The organism is Defluviitoga tunisiensis, from assembly GCF_000953715.1.
Classification (GTDB): Bacteria; Thermotogota; Thermotogae; order Petrotogales; family Petrotogaceae; genus Defluviitoga; species Defluviitoga tunisiensis.
The window spans coordinates 1,500,562-1,515,630 of the sequence record NZ_LN824141.1 but is presented as its reverse complement, the minus strand read 5'-3'; the positions used below and the strand labels follow the sequence as shown (position 1 = coordinate 1,515,630).

At 31.0% G+C, this 15,069-nt stretch carries 14 protein-coding genes; 8 read left to right on the top strand and 6 right to left on the bottom strand.

Translation table 11 applies throughout. The features are described 5' to 3' along the window. Positions 1 to 32: 32 nt before the first annotated feature. The 8 genes from DTL3_RS06895 (at position 33) to DTL3_RS06860 (ending at position 7,870) form a co-directional block, all read left to right on the top strand. On the top strand, positions 33 to 899 hold the full coding sequence (locus DTL3_RS06895; RefSeq protein ID WP_045088080.1) for a PstC family ABC transporter permease: 867 nt from the start codon (positions 33 to 35) through the stop codon (positions 897 to 899). After that, the gene (gene pstA / locus DTL3_RS06890; RefSeq protein WP_045088079.1) at positions 896 to 1,735 is read left to right on the top strand and encodes a phosphate ABC transporter permease PstA; all 840 of its coding nucleotides are present in this window, start codon (positions 896 to 898) and stop codon (positions 1,733 to 1,735) included. Before DTL3_RS06895 ends, pstA begins: the two co-directional genes overlap by 4 nt. Next, positions 1,728 to 2,504, top strand: coding sequence for a phosphate ABC transporter ATP-binding protein PstB (gene pstB, locus DTL3_RS06885; protein ID WP_045088078.1), 777 nt, complete (start codon positions 1,728 to 1,730; stop codon positions 2,502 to 2,504). Before pstA ends, pstB begins: the two co-directional genes overlap by 8 nt. A 53-nt stretch (positions 2,505 to 2,557) precedes the next feature. Beyond that, entirely contained in the window at positions 2,558 to 3,241 is a 684-nt protein-coding gene (phoU, locus tag DTL3_RS06880) for a phosphate signaling complex protein PhoU (RefSeq protein ID WP_045088077.1), read from the top strand. A gap of 306 nt (positions 3,242 to 3,547) precedes the next feature. After that, positions 3,548 to 4,684 carry an ROK family transcriptional regulator gene (locus DTL3_RS06875; RefSeq protein ID WP_045088076.1) on the top strand — a complete coding sequence of 379 codons (1,137 nt, stop codon included), beginning with the start codon at positions 3,548 to 3,550 and terminating at the stop codon, positions 4,682 to 4,684. Positions 4,685 to 4,791: 107 nt separating this feature from the next. Further along, positions 4,792 to 6,039 (top strand): ABC transporter substrate-binding protein, encoded by a 1,248-nt coding sequence (locus tag DTL3_RS06870; protein WP_045088075.1) that lies wholly within the window; start codon positions 4,792 to 4,794, stop codon positions 6,037 to 6,039. 77 nt (positions 6,040 to 6,116) lie between these two features. Beyond that, positions 6,117 to 7,040 carry a carbohydrate ABC transporter permease gene (locus tag DTL3_RS06865; RefSeq protein WP_045088074.1) on the top strand — a complete coding sequence of 308 codons (924 nt, stop codon included), beginning with the start codon at positions 6,117 to 6,119 and terminating at the stop codon, positions 7,038 to 7,040. Beyond that, positions 7,040 to 7,870 (top strand): carbohydrate ABC transporter permease, encoded by an 831-nt coding sequence (locus tag DTL3_RS06860; protein ID WP_045088073.1) that lies wholly within the window; start codon positions 7,040 to 7,042, stop codon positions 7,868 to 7,870. Before DTL3_RS06865 ends, DTL3_RS06860 begins: the two co-directional genes overlap by 1 nt. 329 nt (positions 7,871 to 8,199) lie before the next feature. Here the strand turns inward: DTL3_RS06860 and DTL3_RS06855 are convergent, their stop codons facing one another. From DTL3_RS06855 to pfkA, 6 genes are all read right to left on the bottom strand, one after another. Then, positions 8,200 to 9,750: a TrkH family potassium uptake protein gene (locus DTL3_RS06855; protein WP_052670422.1), complete on the bottom strand. Its 1,551-nt coding sequence runs from the start codon at positions 9,748 to 9,750 to the stop codon at positions 8,200 to 8,202. A gap of 11 nt (positions 9,751 to 9,761) precedes the next feature. Beyond that, a complete protein-coding gene (locus DTL3_RS06850; protein WP_045088072.1) occupies positions 9,762 to 10,436 on the bottom strand; it encodes a potassium channel family protein in 675 nt (224 codons plus the stop codon). After that, the gene (locus tag DTL3_RS06845) at positions 10,429 to 10,854 is read right to left on the bottom strand and encodes an NAD(P)-binding protein (RefSeq protein WP_045088071.1); all 426 of its coding nucleotides are present in this window, start codon (positions 10,852 to 10,854) and stop codon (positions 10,429 to 10,431) included. Before DTL3_RS06845 ends, DTL3_RS06850 begins: the two co-directional genes overlap by 8 nt. A gap of 202 nt (positions 10,855 to 11,056) precedes the next feature. Then, positions 11,057 to 12,457: an ATP-dependent protease ATPase subunit HslU gene (hslU, locus tag DTL3_RS06840; RefSeq protein ID WP_045088679.1), complete on the bottom strand. Its 1,401-nt coding sequence runs from the start codon at positions 12,455 to 12,457 to the stop codon at positions 11,057 to 11,059. A gap of 32 nt (positions 12,458 to 12,489) precedes the next feature. Further along, positions 12,490 to 13,926: a pyruvate kinase gene (gene pyk, locus DTL3_RS06835; protein WP_045088070.1), complete on the bottom strand. Its 1,437-nt coding sequence runs from the start codon at positions 13,924 to 13,926 to the stop codon at positions 12,490 to 12,492. 43 nt (positions 13,927 to 13,969) lie between these two features. Next, positions 13,970 to 14,929, bottom strand: coding sequence for a 6-phosphofructokinase (gene pfkA, locus DTL3_RS06830; RefSeq protein ID WP_045088678.1), 960 nt, complete (start codon positions 14,927 to 14,929; stop codon positions 13,970 to 13,972). Positions 14,930 to 15,069 lie beyond the last annotated feature (140 nt).

Below are 15,069 nucleotides of genomic sequence, written 5' to 3'. Positions count from 1 at the left end.
AATAATAAATCTCAAGCCAAGGAGTGTTAAAAATGAATTGGAGAGATGTTAAAGACGGGGTTAATAAAACTGTCATCTTTTTATTCGCTTTTGTTGGAATATTGGTTGTAGTTGGTTTGTTCGTTTTCATTATTAAAGAATCTATTCCTGCATTAACGCAGGTCGGTAAAGAAATATTTTTTAGTATTTACTGGTATCCTACATATGACCCACCAGAATTTGGAATGCTAGCTATGATAATAGGATCACTAATATTAACCGGTTTATCATCGCTATTTGTCCTGCCTCTTGGTTATATTATTTCTTTCTTCTTATACAATTACGCAAACACATTTGAAAGAAAAATAATAAAATCTACAATTGATTTGTTATCTGGAATACCATCTGTTATTATTGGTACATTTTTATTTTTTTACGTTTCACCAATAGTAATGAAGTTAGGAGCATGGTCTCCTGGCAATTTGCTTACCGCATCAATTGGTTTAACAATATTATCATTACCTTATGCAGCTTCATTAATGGAAGAATCCCTGTCTTCTGTAGATCAAAGCTTAAAAGAAAGCGCTTTAGCCCTAGGTGCTAGTAAATTCACAGCTGGATTTAAAATAGTTACTAAAGATGCATCGTCTGGAATTCTAAATTCAATCATTTTAACTGTTAATAGAATAATTGGGGAAACAATAGTTGTGTTAATGGTAGCTGGTGGTGCCGCTATTATACCTAAATCAATCTTTGATCCAGTCAGACCTTTAACTGCTGCCATAGCTAGTGAAATGGGAGAAGTATCTGTTGGAAGTTTACATTATTCAGCTTTATTCACTGCAGGTCTAATCTTATTAACAATTTCTTTTATTCTTACTTTAATTTCAAAAACAGTTATAGGGGGTAAAACAAAATGAAGAAAAAACAATCTGTAGACTCTCTAGTCTCTTTAATATTTAGAACAATTAGTTATATAACTTTTTTTTCAATAATATTAATAATCTCAATAGTTATAATTGATGGCGCTAGATTTTTTAAACCGTCTTTTTTCTTTGAATACCCAAAAAAAGCCATGACGCAAGGGGGAATTGGACCTGCCATATTGGGAAGCTTAATAATGATTGCCCTCATCTTACTTATATCCATTCCATTAGGATTATTGACCGGTGTTTTTCTTTCTGAATATGGCTCAAAATCATTAATTGGTAAAATAATAGATATCGCTGTAACCTCTCTTTCAGGTGTTCCATCAATAGTTTATGGATTATTCGGTTTAACTTTATTTTCAATCACTTTAGGATTTGGAACATCAATATTAAGTGGAAGTTTAACGTTGTCTATTATGACATTACCAGTTATTGCATCTTCAGTAAGAGAAGCATTGGTAGCACTGCCTAGAGAATTAAGAGAATCTGCATTCGCCTTAGGAGCAAAAAAAACTGAAACTATTTTTAAAATTTTAATACCAGCGGGGAAGAAAAGAATAATCACAGCTATATTAATTGGTTCAGGTAGAGTAATAGGTGAAACTGCCCCAGTCTTATTAACAGGTGCTGTTTTTTACTCGACAAAACTTCCAACTTCCTTATTAGACCCTGTTATGACTCTACCAACACATATTTATTTTATAACAATGTCATATGGAGTTGAAGCTCAATGGATGGCAAAAGCAACATCTTCATTTTTATTGATTCTGATCTTAATAATTTATTTAATTGCATTTCAAATAAGGAAGGAGGAAAAAAATGTTTGAACAAATTACAACAGAAAAAACAATATTAAAAATAATAAACTTTAATGGATGGTACGACCAAAAACAAATATTAAAAAATATTAACATGGACATGTTTAAAAATAAAATTAGCGCTATCATAGGACCTTCTGGTTGTGGAAAAACCACATTACTTAGAAGTATTAACAGAATCAATGATGAAATTCCTGATTATAGGGCATCAGGAGAAATTATTTATGACGGGAAAAACATCTATGACAAAGATATTGACATTACTATGCTAAGAAAAAAAATAGGTATGGTATTTCAAAAACCTGTTCCATTTCCAATGTCAATATATGAAAATGTTGCTTTCGGTTTGAAAATACATGGTTTAAAAGATAAAAGAAGGATAGATGAAATTGTAAGGTTAGCTTTAAAAAGAGCTGCCTTGTGGGATGAGGTAAAAGATGAATTAAACAAACCAGCGAGAAACTTATCTGGAGGTCAACAGCAAAGACTTTGTATTGCGAGGGCATTAGCTGTAGATCCAGAAATTTTATTATTAGATGAACCTACTTCAGCATTAGATCCCATTGCTACACAAAAAATAGAAAATTTAATTGAACATTTATCAGAAGATTATTCTATAATAATAGTTACTCACAATTTAGCACAAGCTACAAGAATATCTGATTATATGTATTTCATGTATCAAGGCGAATTAATTGAATGGGGGCCAACTAGAAATATGGTAAGAAATCCTAAGAAACAGCTTACAGAAGATTACTTGAATGGAAGAATTAGCTAATATTGATTGTTTGAAAAAATTTAATAAATTATGATAAAAAAGAAGGTGGAATAATGGATTTTACAAGGTTTGAAACTGAACTAACTCTATTACGAGGAACATTATCCAAATTATTATCTGACGTATTAAAGATGCTTGAAGACTCAATCTCTTCATTAAAAAATAAAGATTTAGTTTTAGCCCAAATGATTCTTGATTCAGATGAAGAAATTGACGAAATGAACCGCCAAATTGAAGAATCTGTTTATCAAATTCTTGCCAGATTCAGACCTATGGGAAAAGATTTAAGGTATGCAATTACTATGATAAAACTATCCAACGATTTAGAAAGAATAGGCGATTTATCATGTAATATTGCTGAAAAAACACAGCAATATCAAAATTTTGATATATATGAAATATTAGAAGCAAAAGAAATTAATCAAATGTTAAAAGTTGCTATTGAGATGATAAAAGGAGCTTATAAGGCTTTTGAAGAACGTGATGTAGATTCCGCAATAAAAATCTGGAAGAAAGATGACATTGTAGACGAGTTAGAAATTGAAGTTAGAAAAAAAGCTATAAATAGACTATCTGATCCGGATTTCAGTCAAGAACTAGTCGTTCCTTATATCTTATTAGCTAGAGACATTGAAAGAATTGCAGACCATGCAACTAATTTATGCGAAGAACTTGTATACATAGAAATAGGAAAGGAAATTATCAATATAGTTAGAGAGGAACAAGAAAACAAATAACAATATATAAGAATTATAGTTATAAGATTAGTTTTTTCAATTTGTTATAGGTATTTTGTTTATGATAAACGAAATAGTCGTTCAAGTATTGTTGGTTTCGTATTCAATTATTTTATTTTTTTTATTTGTTAAATAAATTAAAAAACTATGATTTTTTTACTTTTTCACTAATATTTAACGCCTAAAGGATTTATTCACCTTTAATTCACTGTAAGAGAATTTGACTTTCTTTATAAAATATATTTTAATTTTATAGAAAGGAATGGTTAAAAAGTTTGAAAGACAAATAATAGAGGGTAGATATTAATGCCAAATAATACTTATAATTTAGAACTTGTTAAAGAACAAAATAGAACAATGGTAATAGAAATATTAAATTCACTAGGGACCACAACACGAACTGAGCTTGCAAACATTACTGGCCTCACACGAGCAACTATTACAAATATAATTAATGAGTTTTTAGAAGTAAACTTAATAGAAGAAGTTGGCACTATAGACGGTAAAGTAGGTAGAAAAAGAAAATTGATAAAAATTAATGAAGACGCTTTTTATGTTGTTGGAATTGAATTTGGAGTAAATATTGTACGGACAGGGGTTTATAATCTTAATGGAAAGAATATATCTTTTTCAGAAAAAGAAATTAATTCTTATGCAAAACCCAACGATATTTTAGAAAATATATATTATATTGTGGATGAAACAATTTCAAATTTTAAATTTGATGTTGATAGAATAAAAGGTATAGGGGTTGTAATGCCTGGAATAATTGATAGTGATAAAAAGGTACTAGAATCCGTTCATCCTTTTCCACTATTGAAAAATTATCCTTTATGTAAACAAATCGAAAAACACTATAAAATACCTGTATGGCTAGAAAATGACGCAAATGGTGCTGCACTTGGTGAAAAATGGTTTGGACATGGAAAAAATTATCAAAATTATGTATTTGTTGTTGGAGATGCAGGAATTGGTGCAGGAATAATTATCAATGGACAATTATACAGAGGAGCTTTTAATTCAGCTGGTGAAATTGGTCATACTCTATTTTCTAGGGATTTTATTCAATTAGAAAATGAAGGAGGTCTTTATAAACTAACTGAAAAATATAAACTTCCTATTGAAGAATTACTCAAACTTTCTAAAAATAATGCAGATATTTATGAAACACTTTGTGAAATAAATCAGGCTTTTGCTATTGGTATTGTAAATTTAGTTAATACGATTAGTCCAGAAGCTGTAATAATTGGTGGAAGAATACTAAATGGAGGATATCATCTAATTAGAGAAATAAAACGAATTGTTGAAGAATATAGTTTTTCTTTAGAATCTCCAAAGATTTTAGTCGCTTCAAAAAAGGAAAGTGCAATTTTGGCTGGTGCCGCTTCCATTGCTATTGAGCAAATAGTATCTTCTCCCTATCAATTTCTATTAAATAGTTAAATTTTTCAATAGAATACTTTTCTTAATATGTATATATCTACATTTGTTCTTTTTTTCATCTGTGCGGAAAGTAACTAATAAACATTCTAAAAAGGAGGTAAGAAAGTATGAAAAAGTGGTTTGTATTAATTTTATTAAGTTTTCTAACTTTGATGACTGTATTTGCTCAAAGTGGAGAAATAGAAATTTTCAGTTGGTGGACCGGTGGAGGTGAAGAAGCTGCATTATTAGCAACGATTGCAGATTTTGAACAGTTATATCCAAACATTAAAGTCATCAACGCAACTGTAGCTGGTGGTGCAGGTACCAATGCAAAAGCTGTATTGAAAACAAGAATGCTGGGAGGCAACCCTCCTGATACATTCCAAGTACACGCAGGTTGGGAATTAACAGACACGTATGTTATTCCAGGACTGATGGAACCTTTAACTGATTACCTCAAACTTTGGGGTGCATACGATAAATTTCCAAGTGGTTTAATAGACATAGTTAGTTATGAAGGGGAAGTATATTCAATTCCATTAACTATTCATAGAAGCAATGTTATTTTCTACAACAAGAAATTGTTTAACGAGATTGGTTTAACAAAAGAACCTGAAACATGGCAAGAATTTATAGCTGCATTAGATAAGGCAAAAGCTTCTGGATACATTCCTTTAGCAATGGGTGATAAAGAAAAATGGGAAGCTGGTCAAATTGTAGAAAATCTAATGGTTGCAGAATTTGGTGCTGCAAATTACAATGCACTATTTAATGGAGAATTATCTTTTAACGACAATAGACTTGATAGTGCACTTCAGAAAATGGTTCAACTCATGAACTATGTTAATGTTGATCACGCTGCCTTAGCATGGCAAGAAGCCGCAAGACTTTTGTATGATAACAAAGCAGTTTTCAATTTAATGGGAGACTGGGCAGAAGGTTATTTTAAAGAATTAGGATGGACCCCTGGCGAAGACTTTGGTTGGTTTGAACTTCCTGGGACTCAAGCAGTATTTGTTTTAATATCAGATACATTTGGATTACCTAAAAATGCACCTCACAGAAATAATGCACTTATTTTCTTAGAATATTTAGCCTCTCCAAGAGCACAAGAAATATTTAATCCTATAAAAGGTTCTATTCCAGGCAGAGTTGATGCAAATCCTGGAGATGATCCCTATCTAATAGAAACTGCTGAAGACTTCAGAACATTAGCGATTAGCCCTTCAATAGTACATGGTTCTGCTGCACCAGAAGCATTTGTAACTTCCTTTAACGACGCAGTGAATGCTCTTGTTACTACAAAAAATATTACTCAGGCGAAACAAATGATTCTTTGGGCAGCTGAAGATGTAGGTTTATTAACAGATTAATCTTGCTCAAAGAAATTAGTAAAAGACTCGGTTCATGTGAACCGGGTCTTTTTAAAAATCTGTGAAGAGGTGATATAATGTCTGTTCAAAAAAAGAAATCCAGAGCAGGATTTTTTATAATTCTACCATCATTAATTTTTATTGGCATATTTGTTTATTATTTCATATTTCTAACTATAAGGACTTCTACCTCAAATTGGAATAGTTTTTCTGCTTTAGTTAAGGGCGAGTATAATTTTGTAGGATTAAGAAATTATCAAAGACTTTTCCAAGATCCTAGATTTCAAACTGATATGTGGAATACTTTATTTTTTACATTATTTTTTCTCGCAGGATGTGTAATACTTGGACTATTTCTTGCTAATATAATTGATAAAAAGTTAAAAGGTTCTAATTTTTTCCAAAATCTATTTTTATTTCCAATGGCGATTTCCTATGTGGTTACAGGAACTGTTTGGGGTTGGATATTTGCACCTGGAAATCTTCCTTCAGATCCTCAGGGTATTAATCTTTTACTTCAAAAAATCGGCTTATCAAAATTCCAATGGATGTGGTATACAAGCACCCAATCAATTGGTAAGTTTAATTTAGCCCTTATCCCGGTTATAATTGCTGCTGTTTGGCAAATGTCTGGTTACGTCATGGCAATGTATTTAGCAGGGTTAAGAGCAATTCCTGAAGAATTGATCGAGGCATCTCAAGTCGATGGAGCAACAGGAACTCAAGTCTTTTGGAGAATAAAAATGCCTATGTTAAGACCTATTACTTTGAGTGCAATGATAGTTATAGGACACATGTCATTGAAGATATTTGACTTAATATATGCAATGACAGGAAGTGGTCCAAATAATGTTACAGATATGCCTGCTATTTATATGTTTGAACAAATGTTTAGGTCTAACAGATATGCCATTGCTTCAGCAATAGCAATAATAATGTTAGTTATGGTTGCGGTAGTAATAATTCCTTATCTTTACTATTCTTTTAGGGGGTCAAAATAATGGCTGAAAGAACGAGTAAAACTTCAACAATTGTATATTATATCATTTTAATTATTTTTACAATATTTTATATTATTCCATTCTATGTAACAATAAGTACTTCTTTTAAACCATTTGAAGAAGTATCTATTGCCACAATGTGGAATTTACCAAAGAAAATATCTTTAGATGGTTTTAAAGTGGCTTTCGCTAGACTAAGTCCAAATCTTAAAAATAGTTTATATCTTACAATTCCTGCAACACTAATTTCGGCAATGATTGGGTCAATAAATGGTTTTGCATTATCCAAACTAAAATTTAAATATTCAAATTTAATTTTTGCATTATTATTGTTTGGAATGTTCATACCTTATCAAAGTGTCTTATTCCCTCTTATACAATTCTTCCAAAAAACTGGATTGTATGGTACTATTCCTGCATTGATAATTGCTCATGTTATATATGGAATTCCAATTACCACCTTAATGTTTAAAAATTACTACGAAGAAATACCAGATGAACTAATAGAAGCTGCTTCCGTAGATGGTGCAAATATATGGCAATCATATACAAAAATTCTTCTTCCAATTTCAATGCCAGGTTTTGTCGTTGTTATAATCTGGCAATTCACTAATATTTGGAATGAATTCTTATTTGCAGTAACAGTTACAAGTGATCCTACTAAACAACCTATTACTGTAGCTCTAGTTAATTTAGCAGGAAGCCAAGTGGTCGAATGGAATGTACAAATGGCAGGAGCATTATTAGCTGCACTTCCTACTTTGATAGTCTACATACTCCTAGGTAGATATTTTGTTAGAGGTCTACTTGCTGGATCAGTTAAAGGATAATGTCGATAGCACTTATGAATTGATAATATACGAAAATTTTAATTAAATGATTCTATAAGTCAATGAAATGAAAAAATAATTTTAACTAACGAATTTATAGACTTTGTGAACAATGATTAATTTTACTAAAGAAAACATAATTTTATTTCAAAAGTTTTTATATAAATAAATCTTCTACAAACTTTATGTGTTTAATATATTTTTTATAAATTAGAAAAAATCGATCATGTCTAACTTATATTGGTTGATATAAGTGTACGTAAACATAATTTTCTAAAATTAGTTTTTTATATGAAAACTAATTAGTCGTTCAAGTATTATATAATAAACTAAAATGTTGTTACCTCTCTTAAATCTCGAATAATTTTTATGCATGAATTAATAATTACAAAAAATTCTAATCTTCCTAGATACATTACAATTATTTCAGTCCACAAAACTCCTAGTGGGGCTTGAGGGCCTGTTATTCCAACAGATAATCCAACATTTGAAACAGTTGAAGCCAATTCAAACAAGACATTAGGTAGAGAATATCCATAGCCTAGCAGAACGAATACCCCTACAAAATAAGTTACAAAATATGCAGTAAACACAACTATCACATTTTTAATAGCATCAACATCTATCTTTTTACGTGAAATTCCCTTGTAAACTTCCAAATAAAAAGTTGTTCCACTAGGTTTGAAAAAAGATTTAATTTGATTAAGTACTAGTTCAAAAGCTATATAAATACGGTATAACTTCAAACCACTAGAGGTGGAATCCATCATACCGCCAAAAATCATTAACAATGTAAGGATAAGCAAGCCAAAAGAATTCCAATTAATAAATGATACGGTTGAAAAACCGGTTCCCGTTAGTGAAGAAATACTTTGAAATATTGAGTTGATTATCCCTTCTTTTATGCCATACATTTGTAAAAGAGAAAACAAAAAAAGTAGGGTTGAAAATATTAATAGTATAACAAACATTAGTCTGGGTTCAGGATTTTTTAGAAAAGGTTCAGATCTTATTTTTTCTTTAAATTCGAGTTTGGTGAGTACTCCTTTTTTCAATTCTTTTCTATATCTAAAAAAATTTTTAACCATTAAAATCGCAGCATAATGAATTCCAAATCCTGTTGCTCCCATTATCATTAGTATCATAATAATTATTTCTACACTTAAACTATTATAAGCACCTATACTTAAATTCTTTGTTGAAAATCCACCTGTTGCCAAAGCAGTTAGTGTGTGATTAAATGAATCAAAAAAAGGTAGCTTACCTATTGTCATTAATAAAATTGTTCCTATAATTGCCCAAATAATATATATTCTCAATATAATTTTTGCAGACTCCCTTAAATTTGGAACCAAATTATCGCTTCGCCCTTCAGCTTGATAAATTCCTGCACCTACAGATCCTGCTATAATTACAGTAATAATTGCAAAACCAGCACCACCTACATATTGAGTAACTGATCTCCACAATAAAATAGATTTAGGTAATATTTCAACATCTAAAAACATTGAAAGACCTGTACCGGTCCATCCGCTTGTAGATTCAAAAATAGCTTGAGTAAAATTTAAATAATTTGCAAAAATGAAAGGAAGAGAAGATAAAAATATTGCAAGACTCCAAACTAAAAAGACGGTAACAGTAGCATCATGTATACTTAATTCTTTCTTTCTTTCTCCTCTACTTATTATTCTAAAGAATAATCCAGTTAAAAATGTTAAGATTGCTGGAATAAAAAAAGAGAAAAATAACTTATTTCCATCATTTATGAGGGCAAAAAAAGAAATTGCTAGTATTAATAGAGACAAGCCTATAGTTATGTTTCCTACGTTTCTAAAAATTGCTTTATATCTTAAGATAAGAAATTCACGATATGAAGACACATTTTCACCTTCTATTTTAAAGCATTTACCACTTCATCAACTTTATCTTTAAGTGCTAACACTATTAATCTATCACCCAAAAGAATAGAGGTTTCTCCGTTTGGTACCATAATTTCACCATTTTTCCTTATCAAGACCCCTATGATAGCATTTTGGGGTAATTTGACCTCTTTTAACTTTTTACTATCAGCTTTGTCTCCAGGATCAATTGTAATTTCTAAAACTGACAGTTTGTCAACATAAGGATTAAAAAATTCTGTAACATCCTCATAAATTAAAGATGATTCAATCAGTTTCTCCATCCATTTAATTGGAACTATAGTTTCAACTTTAATAGATTGAAACACAATCTCATCTTCTGGTGAATTGACTAAAGCAATTATCTTTATCTCTTCAAAAAATTGTTTTAATAACCAAGATACAACAAAATTAAAGGCATCATCCTCAGATATAATTATCATTGCTTCTACTTTTCTATCTAAATCTAAATTCTCTATCCAGTTGATGTCTGTAGGATCTTGATTAATAAGCTCTAAAGATGGAAAATTGACCTTTAAACCATCTAATATTTCTAAATTAGATTTTTTATTACTCACATAGAATACTTTATTACCTAATAACAATAACTTTTTGGCTAGCGAATAAGCTAACCCTGAACCCTCTATTATATAAAATGTCCTATTCATATTGATTCCTCTCCAAATCTTTAACTAGGTTGTTAACAGAATCTTCAATTGGACAAAAGAAGTCTAGATTAGCTTTTGTAAAAATAGCCTTTTTTTCAGGATCATTAACTCTTGATACTAGATTGATTTTATCATTAATTTTTTTTATCCCATATGACAACATAAAATTTAAATTATCATCCGGGGTTACTATGTATACCATATCTGCAGTTTCTAAATTTAAGTCCATTAATGCAGCCATATCATTTGTATCTAGTATTTTCGTAAAACCTACAAAATTATTTTTAGTTAACCTTTCAAAAGATTTTTCATCTTTATCTATTACAATAACGTTATGATCTTTGCATAATTTAAGCGCTAACTCTGAACCCATCCGACCGCAACCAATTATGATAATAACCTTTACTCTATTAGCCATTCTTCCTCACTTCCAAATTTTATTTTTTATAACAAAATATTAAGGAAAATGTCTATAATAAAAATATAAAAGTAGTCAATATTTACCACAAAAATAGAAGGGAATTTGTTGTCCCTTCTAAATTTATAATGTTGTATTTCAAGAAATGTGTATTTCTATTTTTTCAAATTATTCCTATTTTTTCAAATAAAAAATCAATAAATTATAATATAAACTCGCGTAAGTCTTCGTTAAGGACAATATCTCCTAACCTTAAATCAACATAATTTTTATCAACTCTAACTTCCCATTCTCCAGATGCGGGAGCTTCATAAGATATTTCCTCAAGAACTTTTTCTACAATAGTATACAGTCTTCTAGCTCCTATGTTTTCAACTTTTTCGTTAACTTCATAAGCTATATCTGCCATTCTATCAATTCCATCGTCAGTAAATTCAACAACTACTCCATCTGCTTTGAGCAGGAACTGATATTGTATTAAAAGCGCATTTTTCGGCTGAGTTAAAATTCTAACAAAATCTTCTTTGGTTAAAGAAGAAAGCTCTGCACGAATGGGGAATCTTCCCTGCAGCTCAGGGATCAAATCTGATGGTTTAGAATCACTAAACGCACCCGCAGCTATAAATAATATGTAATCAGTTTTGATAGAGCCGTATTTTGTCAAAACAGTTGTTCCTTCTACAATAGGTAGCAGGTCTCTTTGTACACCTTCTCTAGATACATCCGGACCAGAAGATGAACCTTTTGAAACAACCTTATCAATTTCATCAATAAATACTATTCCTTGATTTTGTGCTCTGTCTAATCCTTCTTGATAAAGTCTATCTTGATCTATGAATTGTTCTGCTTCAATTGGTTCTAAAACTCTTCTAGCCTCAGAAACTTTCATCCGTCTCTTTTTCTTTTTTTTAGGCATTAAACTCTCAAACATCTCTCCAAATTGCATTCCCATATCTTCAAATTCAGGACCCATTCCCAAAAATAACGGGCTTGCCTGCTCTTCCAATTCTATTTCAATTTCTACATCTTCTAATTCTTTATTACGTAGTTTTTCTAAAACTTCTTTTCTTTTCTTTAATATCGCTTCGTCTTCTTCCCGAATATTTTTATCTTGTTCATATTGATTTGGTTGAGTGAACACTTGAAACATATCAGTAAAAGATGTTTGAGTTTTTTTCTTTTTAGATGGAACAAGAGCTTCTACAATTCTTTCTTCAACAGCCCTTTGTGCCTTTTCTTTAACTTCTTCCATCATCTCTTTTTTTACCATGTTTATAGAATTATCTACTAATTCTCGTATCATACTTTCAACATTTTTTCCTACATATCCTACCTCAGTGAATCGTGTTGCTTCAACTTTCACAAATGGTGCGTTAGCAATCTCGGCCAATCTTCTTGCAATTTCGGTTTTACCAACGCCCGTGGGACCTATCATCAATATATTTTTGGGAATGACGTCCTTTCTAATTTCTTCATCTAACGATAATCTCCTAATCCTGTTTCTTAAAGCTATAGCAACTAGTTTTTTAGCTTCGGTTTGACCAACTATGTATTTATCTAATTCTGACACAATTTTTTTTGGAGTTAACTCATTTTCAATAATAAATTTCACTAAAATCACCTCAAATTACTCGTTTATATTTCATGAATTTTAAGAAAATTGGTTTTACTTGAAAAACCATAAGGAATGCCTGCAGTGACAATAATACTTTCTCCTGGTGAAACTAAGTCCAATGATTTAACTATATTAGAAACGTTTTCTAACATATTATCCGTATCAACAAATTTATGCATTATTACAGGAGTAACTCCCCATACTAAAGCCAACCTATTATATGTTTTATATCTTGGGGATGCTGCTATAATTTTAATATTTCTTCTAAATCGAGATAGTGCTCTGGCAGTGTATCCACTATAAGTTGTTGCAACTATTACTTTTATTCCTAATTGTTCAGCTACTTTTATTGCAGACTGAGAAATCGCATTTGTATCTTGATCTCCACCACCATATGTTGAATAATCAAATTTATAAGAATAATCATCAAGATATTTTTCTGTTTCACAAGCAATACTACTCATAACTTTAACAGCTTGTACAGGATATTTCCCAACAGCAGTTTCACCAGACAACATTACAGCATCAGTTCCGTCTAATATTGCGTTTGCAATGTCTGTGGCTTCTGCTCGTGTTGGAAATGGATTGTTGATCATACTTTCCAACATTTGTGTCGCAGTAATTACGGGTTTTGCCATTGTATTAGCTATTTCTATTATTCTTTTTTGTAGTAAAGGAATTTTTTCTACCGCAACTTCCACCCCTAAGTCTCCTCTTGCAACCATAACCCCGTCTGCCTCTTCAATTATTGCTTCTAAATTATCAATAGCTTGAAGAGTTTCTATTTTTGCAATAACGGGTAAATCAGGAATTCCAATTTCCGTCAAAATTCTCTTAGTTTTTATTATATCATCTGGTTTCCTTACAAAAGATTGGGCAACATATTCAATATTCCAATCAACTGCTTTGGTAAGAAATTCTTTATCTTTCTGCGTTAAAGGAGGAAGGTTAATATCTACACCTGGTACATTAATACCTCTGTGATGGGTAATAATTCCCCCAACAATTACATTAGTTGTTATTTCTTTGCCATCAGTTTTAATGACTTCTAATTTTATTTTTCCATCATCTATTAGTATTACATCACCTTTTTTTACATCTTTTGGAAGCTCCTTGTAATTAATGCTAACTCTTTCATTATTTCCTATAATCTCTTGAGAGGTAAGAATAAAAATCTGCCCCTCTACTAAACTTACTTCATCTGTCTCAAAATTTCCAGTTCTTATTTTAGGACCTTCTAAATCTAGCAGTATTGCAAGAGGTATATTCATCTCTTTTCGAATTTTTACCAATGTCTCTACCCTTTTTTCATGTTGAGACATTGTATCATGGGAGGTGTTGAGTCTAGCAACATTCATCCCATTTTCTACTAACTTTCTCAAAATATCTTCGTCGTCTGTTGAAGGTCCAATAGTACAAACAACACGTGTTTTTTTATTTTTTATATTTTCATTCATGATAATATTTCCCCCTAAAACTTTTTAAAAATGATTCGTAGCTCTATGATAGAATCCCCGCTAGCTTTACAATATTCATATCTATTGATTTTTTTTCAGAAAGCACTTGATCAATTGAAATCCTCGCTAAATCATTTCTGCTTAACCCTATCATTACATTAAAGTTGCCATCTAAAAGAGATTTTACAGCTTCATAGCCCATTCTCGAAGCTAATATTCTATCAAAAGCTGTTGGCGAACCTCCTCTTTGAATATGACCTAATATTGTTATTCTGGTTTCAAAACCAATTCTATTTTCCAGATGTCTTGCAACTGTATATGCGCTGGCAGAACCTTCTGCAACAACCACTATAGAATTAATTTTACCTCTTTTTCTTTCAGACCACATTTTTTCTGCCAAAGAATCATAATCAACAGGCACTTCTGGGATTATTATGGCTTCAGCACCTATAGCTAAACCTGACATTAAAGCAATATATCCTGAGGTTCTTCCCATAACTTCTACTATAAAGGCCCTTTCATGAGAAGAAGCAGTATCCTTTAATTTTTGCATAGCATCAACCACCGTATTTAAACATGTATCTACACCTATACTCATATCAGTATGAGCTATATCATTATCTATAGACCCAGGAATTCCAATGAATGGGATACCTTGCTCTTGAGCTAAAAGATTTCCGCCTGTTAAGCTGCCTTCTCCACCTATTATAACAAGTGCATCTATACCCAGCTCTTTTAAGATATCACCTGCAACTTTTCTAACTTCTGGTAGTTTAAACTCAGGTACTCTTGATGTTCTTAAAATAGTGCCACCTCTCTCCATTATTCCTCCAACATCTGAATAGGAGAGTTTTTTATAATCTTTATCTAAAATACCAGCAAATCCACGTAAAAATCCATAAACTTCGATTCCTTCAGTGACTGCACATCTTGTTACAGATCTAATAACAGCATTCATTCCAGGGGCATCCCCACCACTTGTTAGTATTCCTATTTTTTTTATGGTAGCCACTTTATCCCTCCTAAAAATTATCAAATATTAATTCAAAAATTATATATATCTTTTCATTTTTGATGTTTGGTAGTTTGATGCAACTATTTTGATTTTAGGATTAAATTCAACGAATCAAAATACTTTTTAAT

Bases quoted from the DNA above. Each gene is read 5' to 3' on its own strand.
- DTL3_RS06895 (WP_045088080.1), top strand. From the start codon at position 33: ATGAATTGGAGAGATGTTAAAGACGGGGTTAATAAAACTGTCATCTTT.
- pstA (WP_045088079.1), top strand. From the start codon at position 896: ATGAAGAAAAAACAATCTGTAGACTCTCTAGTCTCTTTAATATTTAGA.
- pstB (WP_045088078.1), top strand. From the start codon at position 1,728: ATGTTTGAACAAATTACAACAGAAAAAACAATATTAAAAATAATAAAC.
- phoU (WP_045088077.1), top strand. From the start codon at position 2,558: ATGGATTTTACAAGGTTTGAAACTGAACTAACTCTATTACGAGGAACA.
- DTL3_RS06875 (WP_045088076.1), top strand. From the start codon at position 3,548: ATGCCAAATAATACTTATAATTTAGAACTTGTTAAAGAACAAAATAGA.
- DTL3_RS06870 (WP_045088075.1), top strand. From the start codon at position 4,792: ATGAAAAAGTGGTTTGTATTAATTTTATTAAGTTTTCTAACTTTGATG.
- DTL3_RS06865 (WP_045088074.1), top strand. From the start codon at position 6,117: ATGTCTGTTCAAAAAAAGAAATCCAGAGCAGGATTTTTTATAATTCTA.
- DTL3_RS06860 (WP_045088073.1), top strand. From the start codon at position 7,040: ATGGCTGAAAGAACGAGTAAAACTTCAACAATTGTATATTATATCATT.
- DTL3_RS06850 (WP_045088072.1), bottom strand. From the start codon at position 10,436: ATGAATAGGACATTTTATATAATAGAGGGTTCAGGGTTAGCTTATTCG.
- DTL3_RS06845 (WP_045088071.1), bottom strand. From the start codon at position 10,854: ATGGCTAATAGAGTAAAGGTTATTATCATAATTGGTTGCGGTCGGATG.
- pyk (WP_045088070.1), bottom strand. From the start codon at position 13,926: ATGAATGAAAATATAAAAAATAAAAAAACACGTGTTGTTTGTACTATT.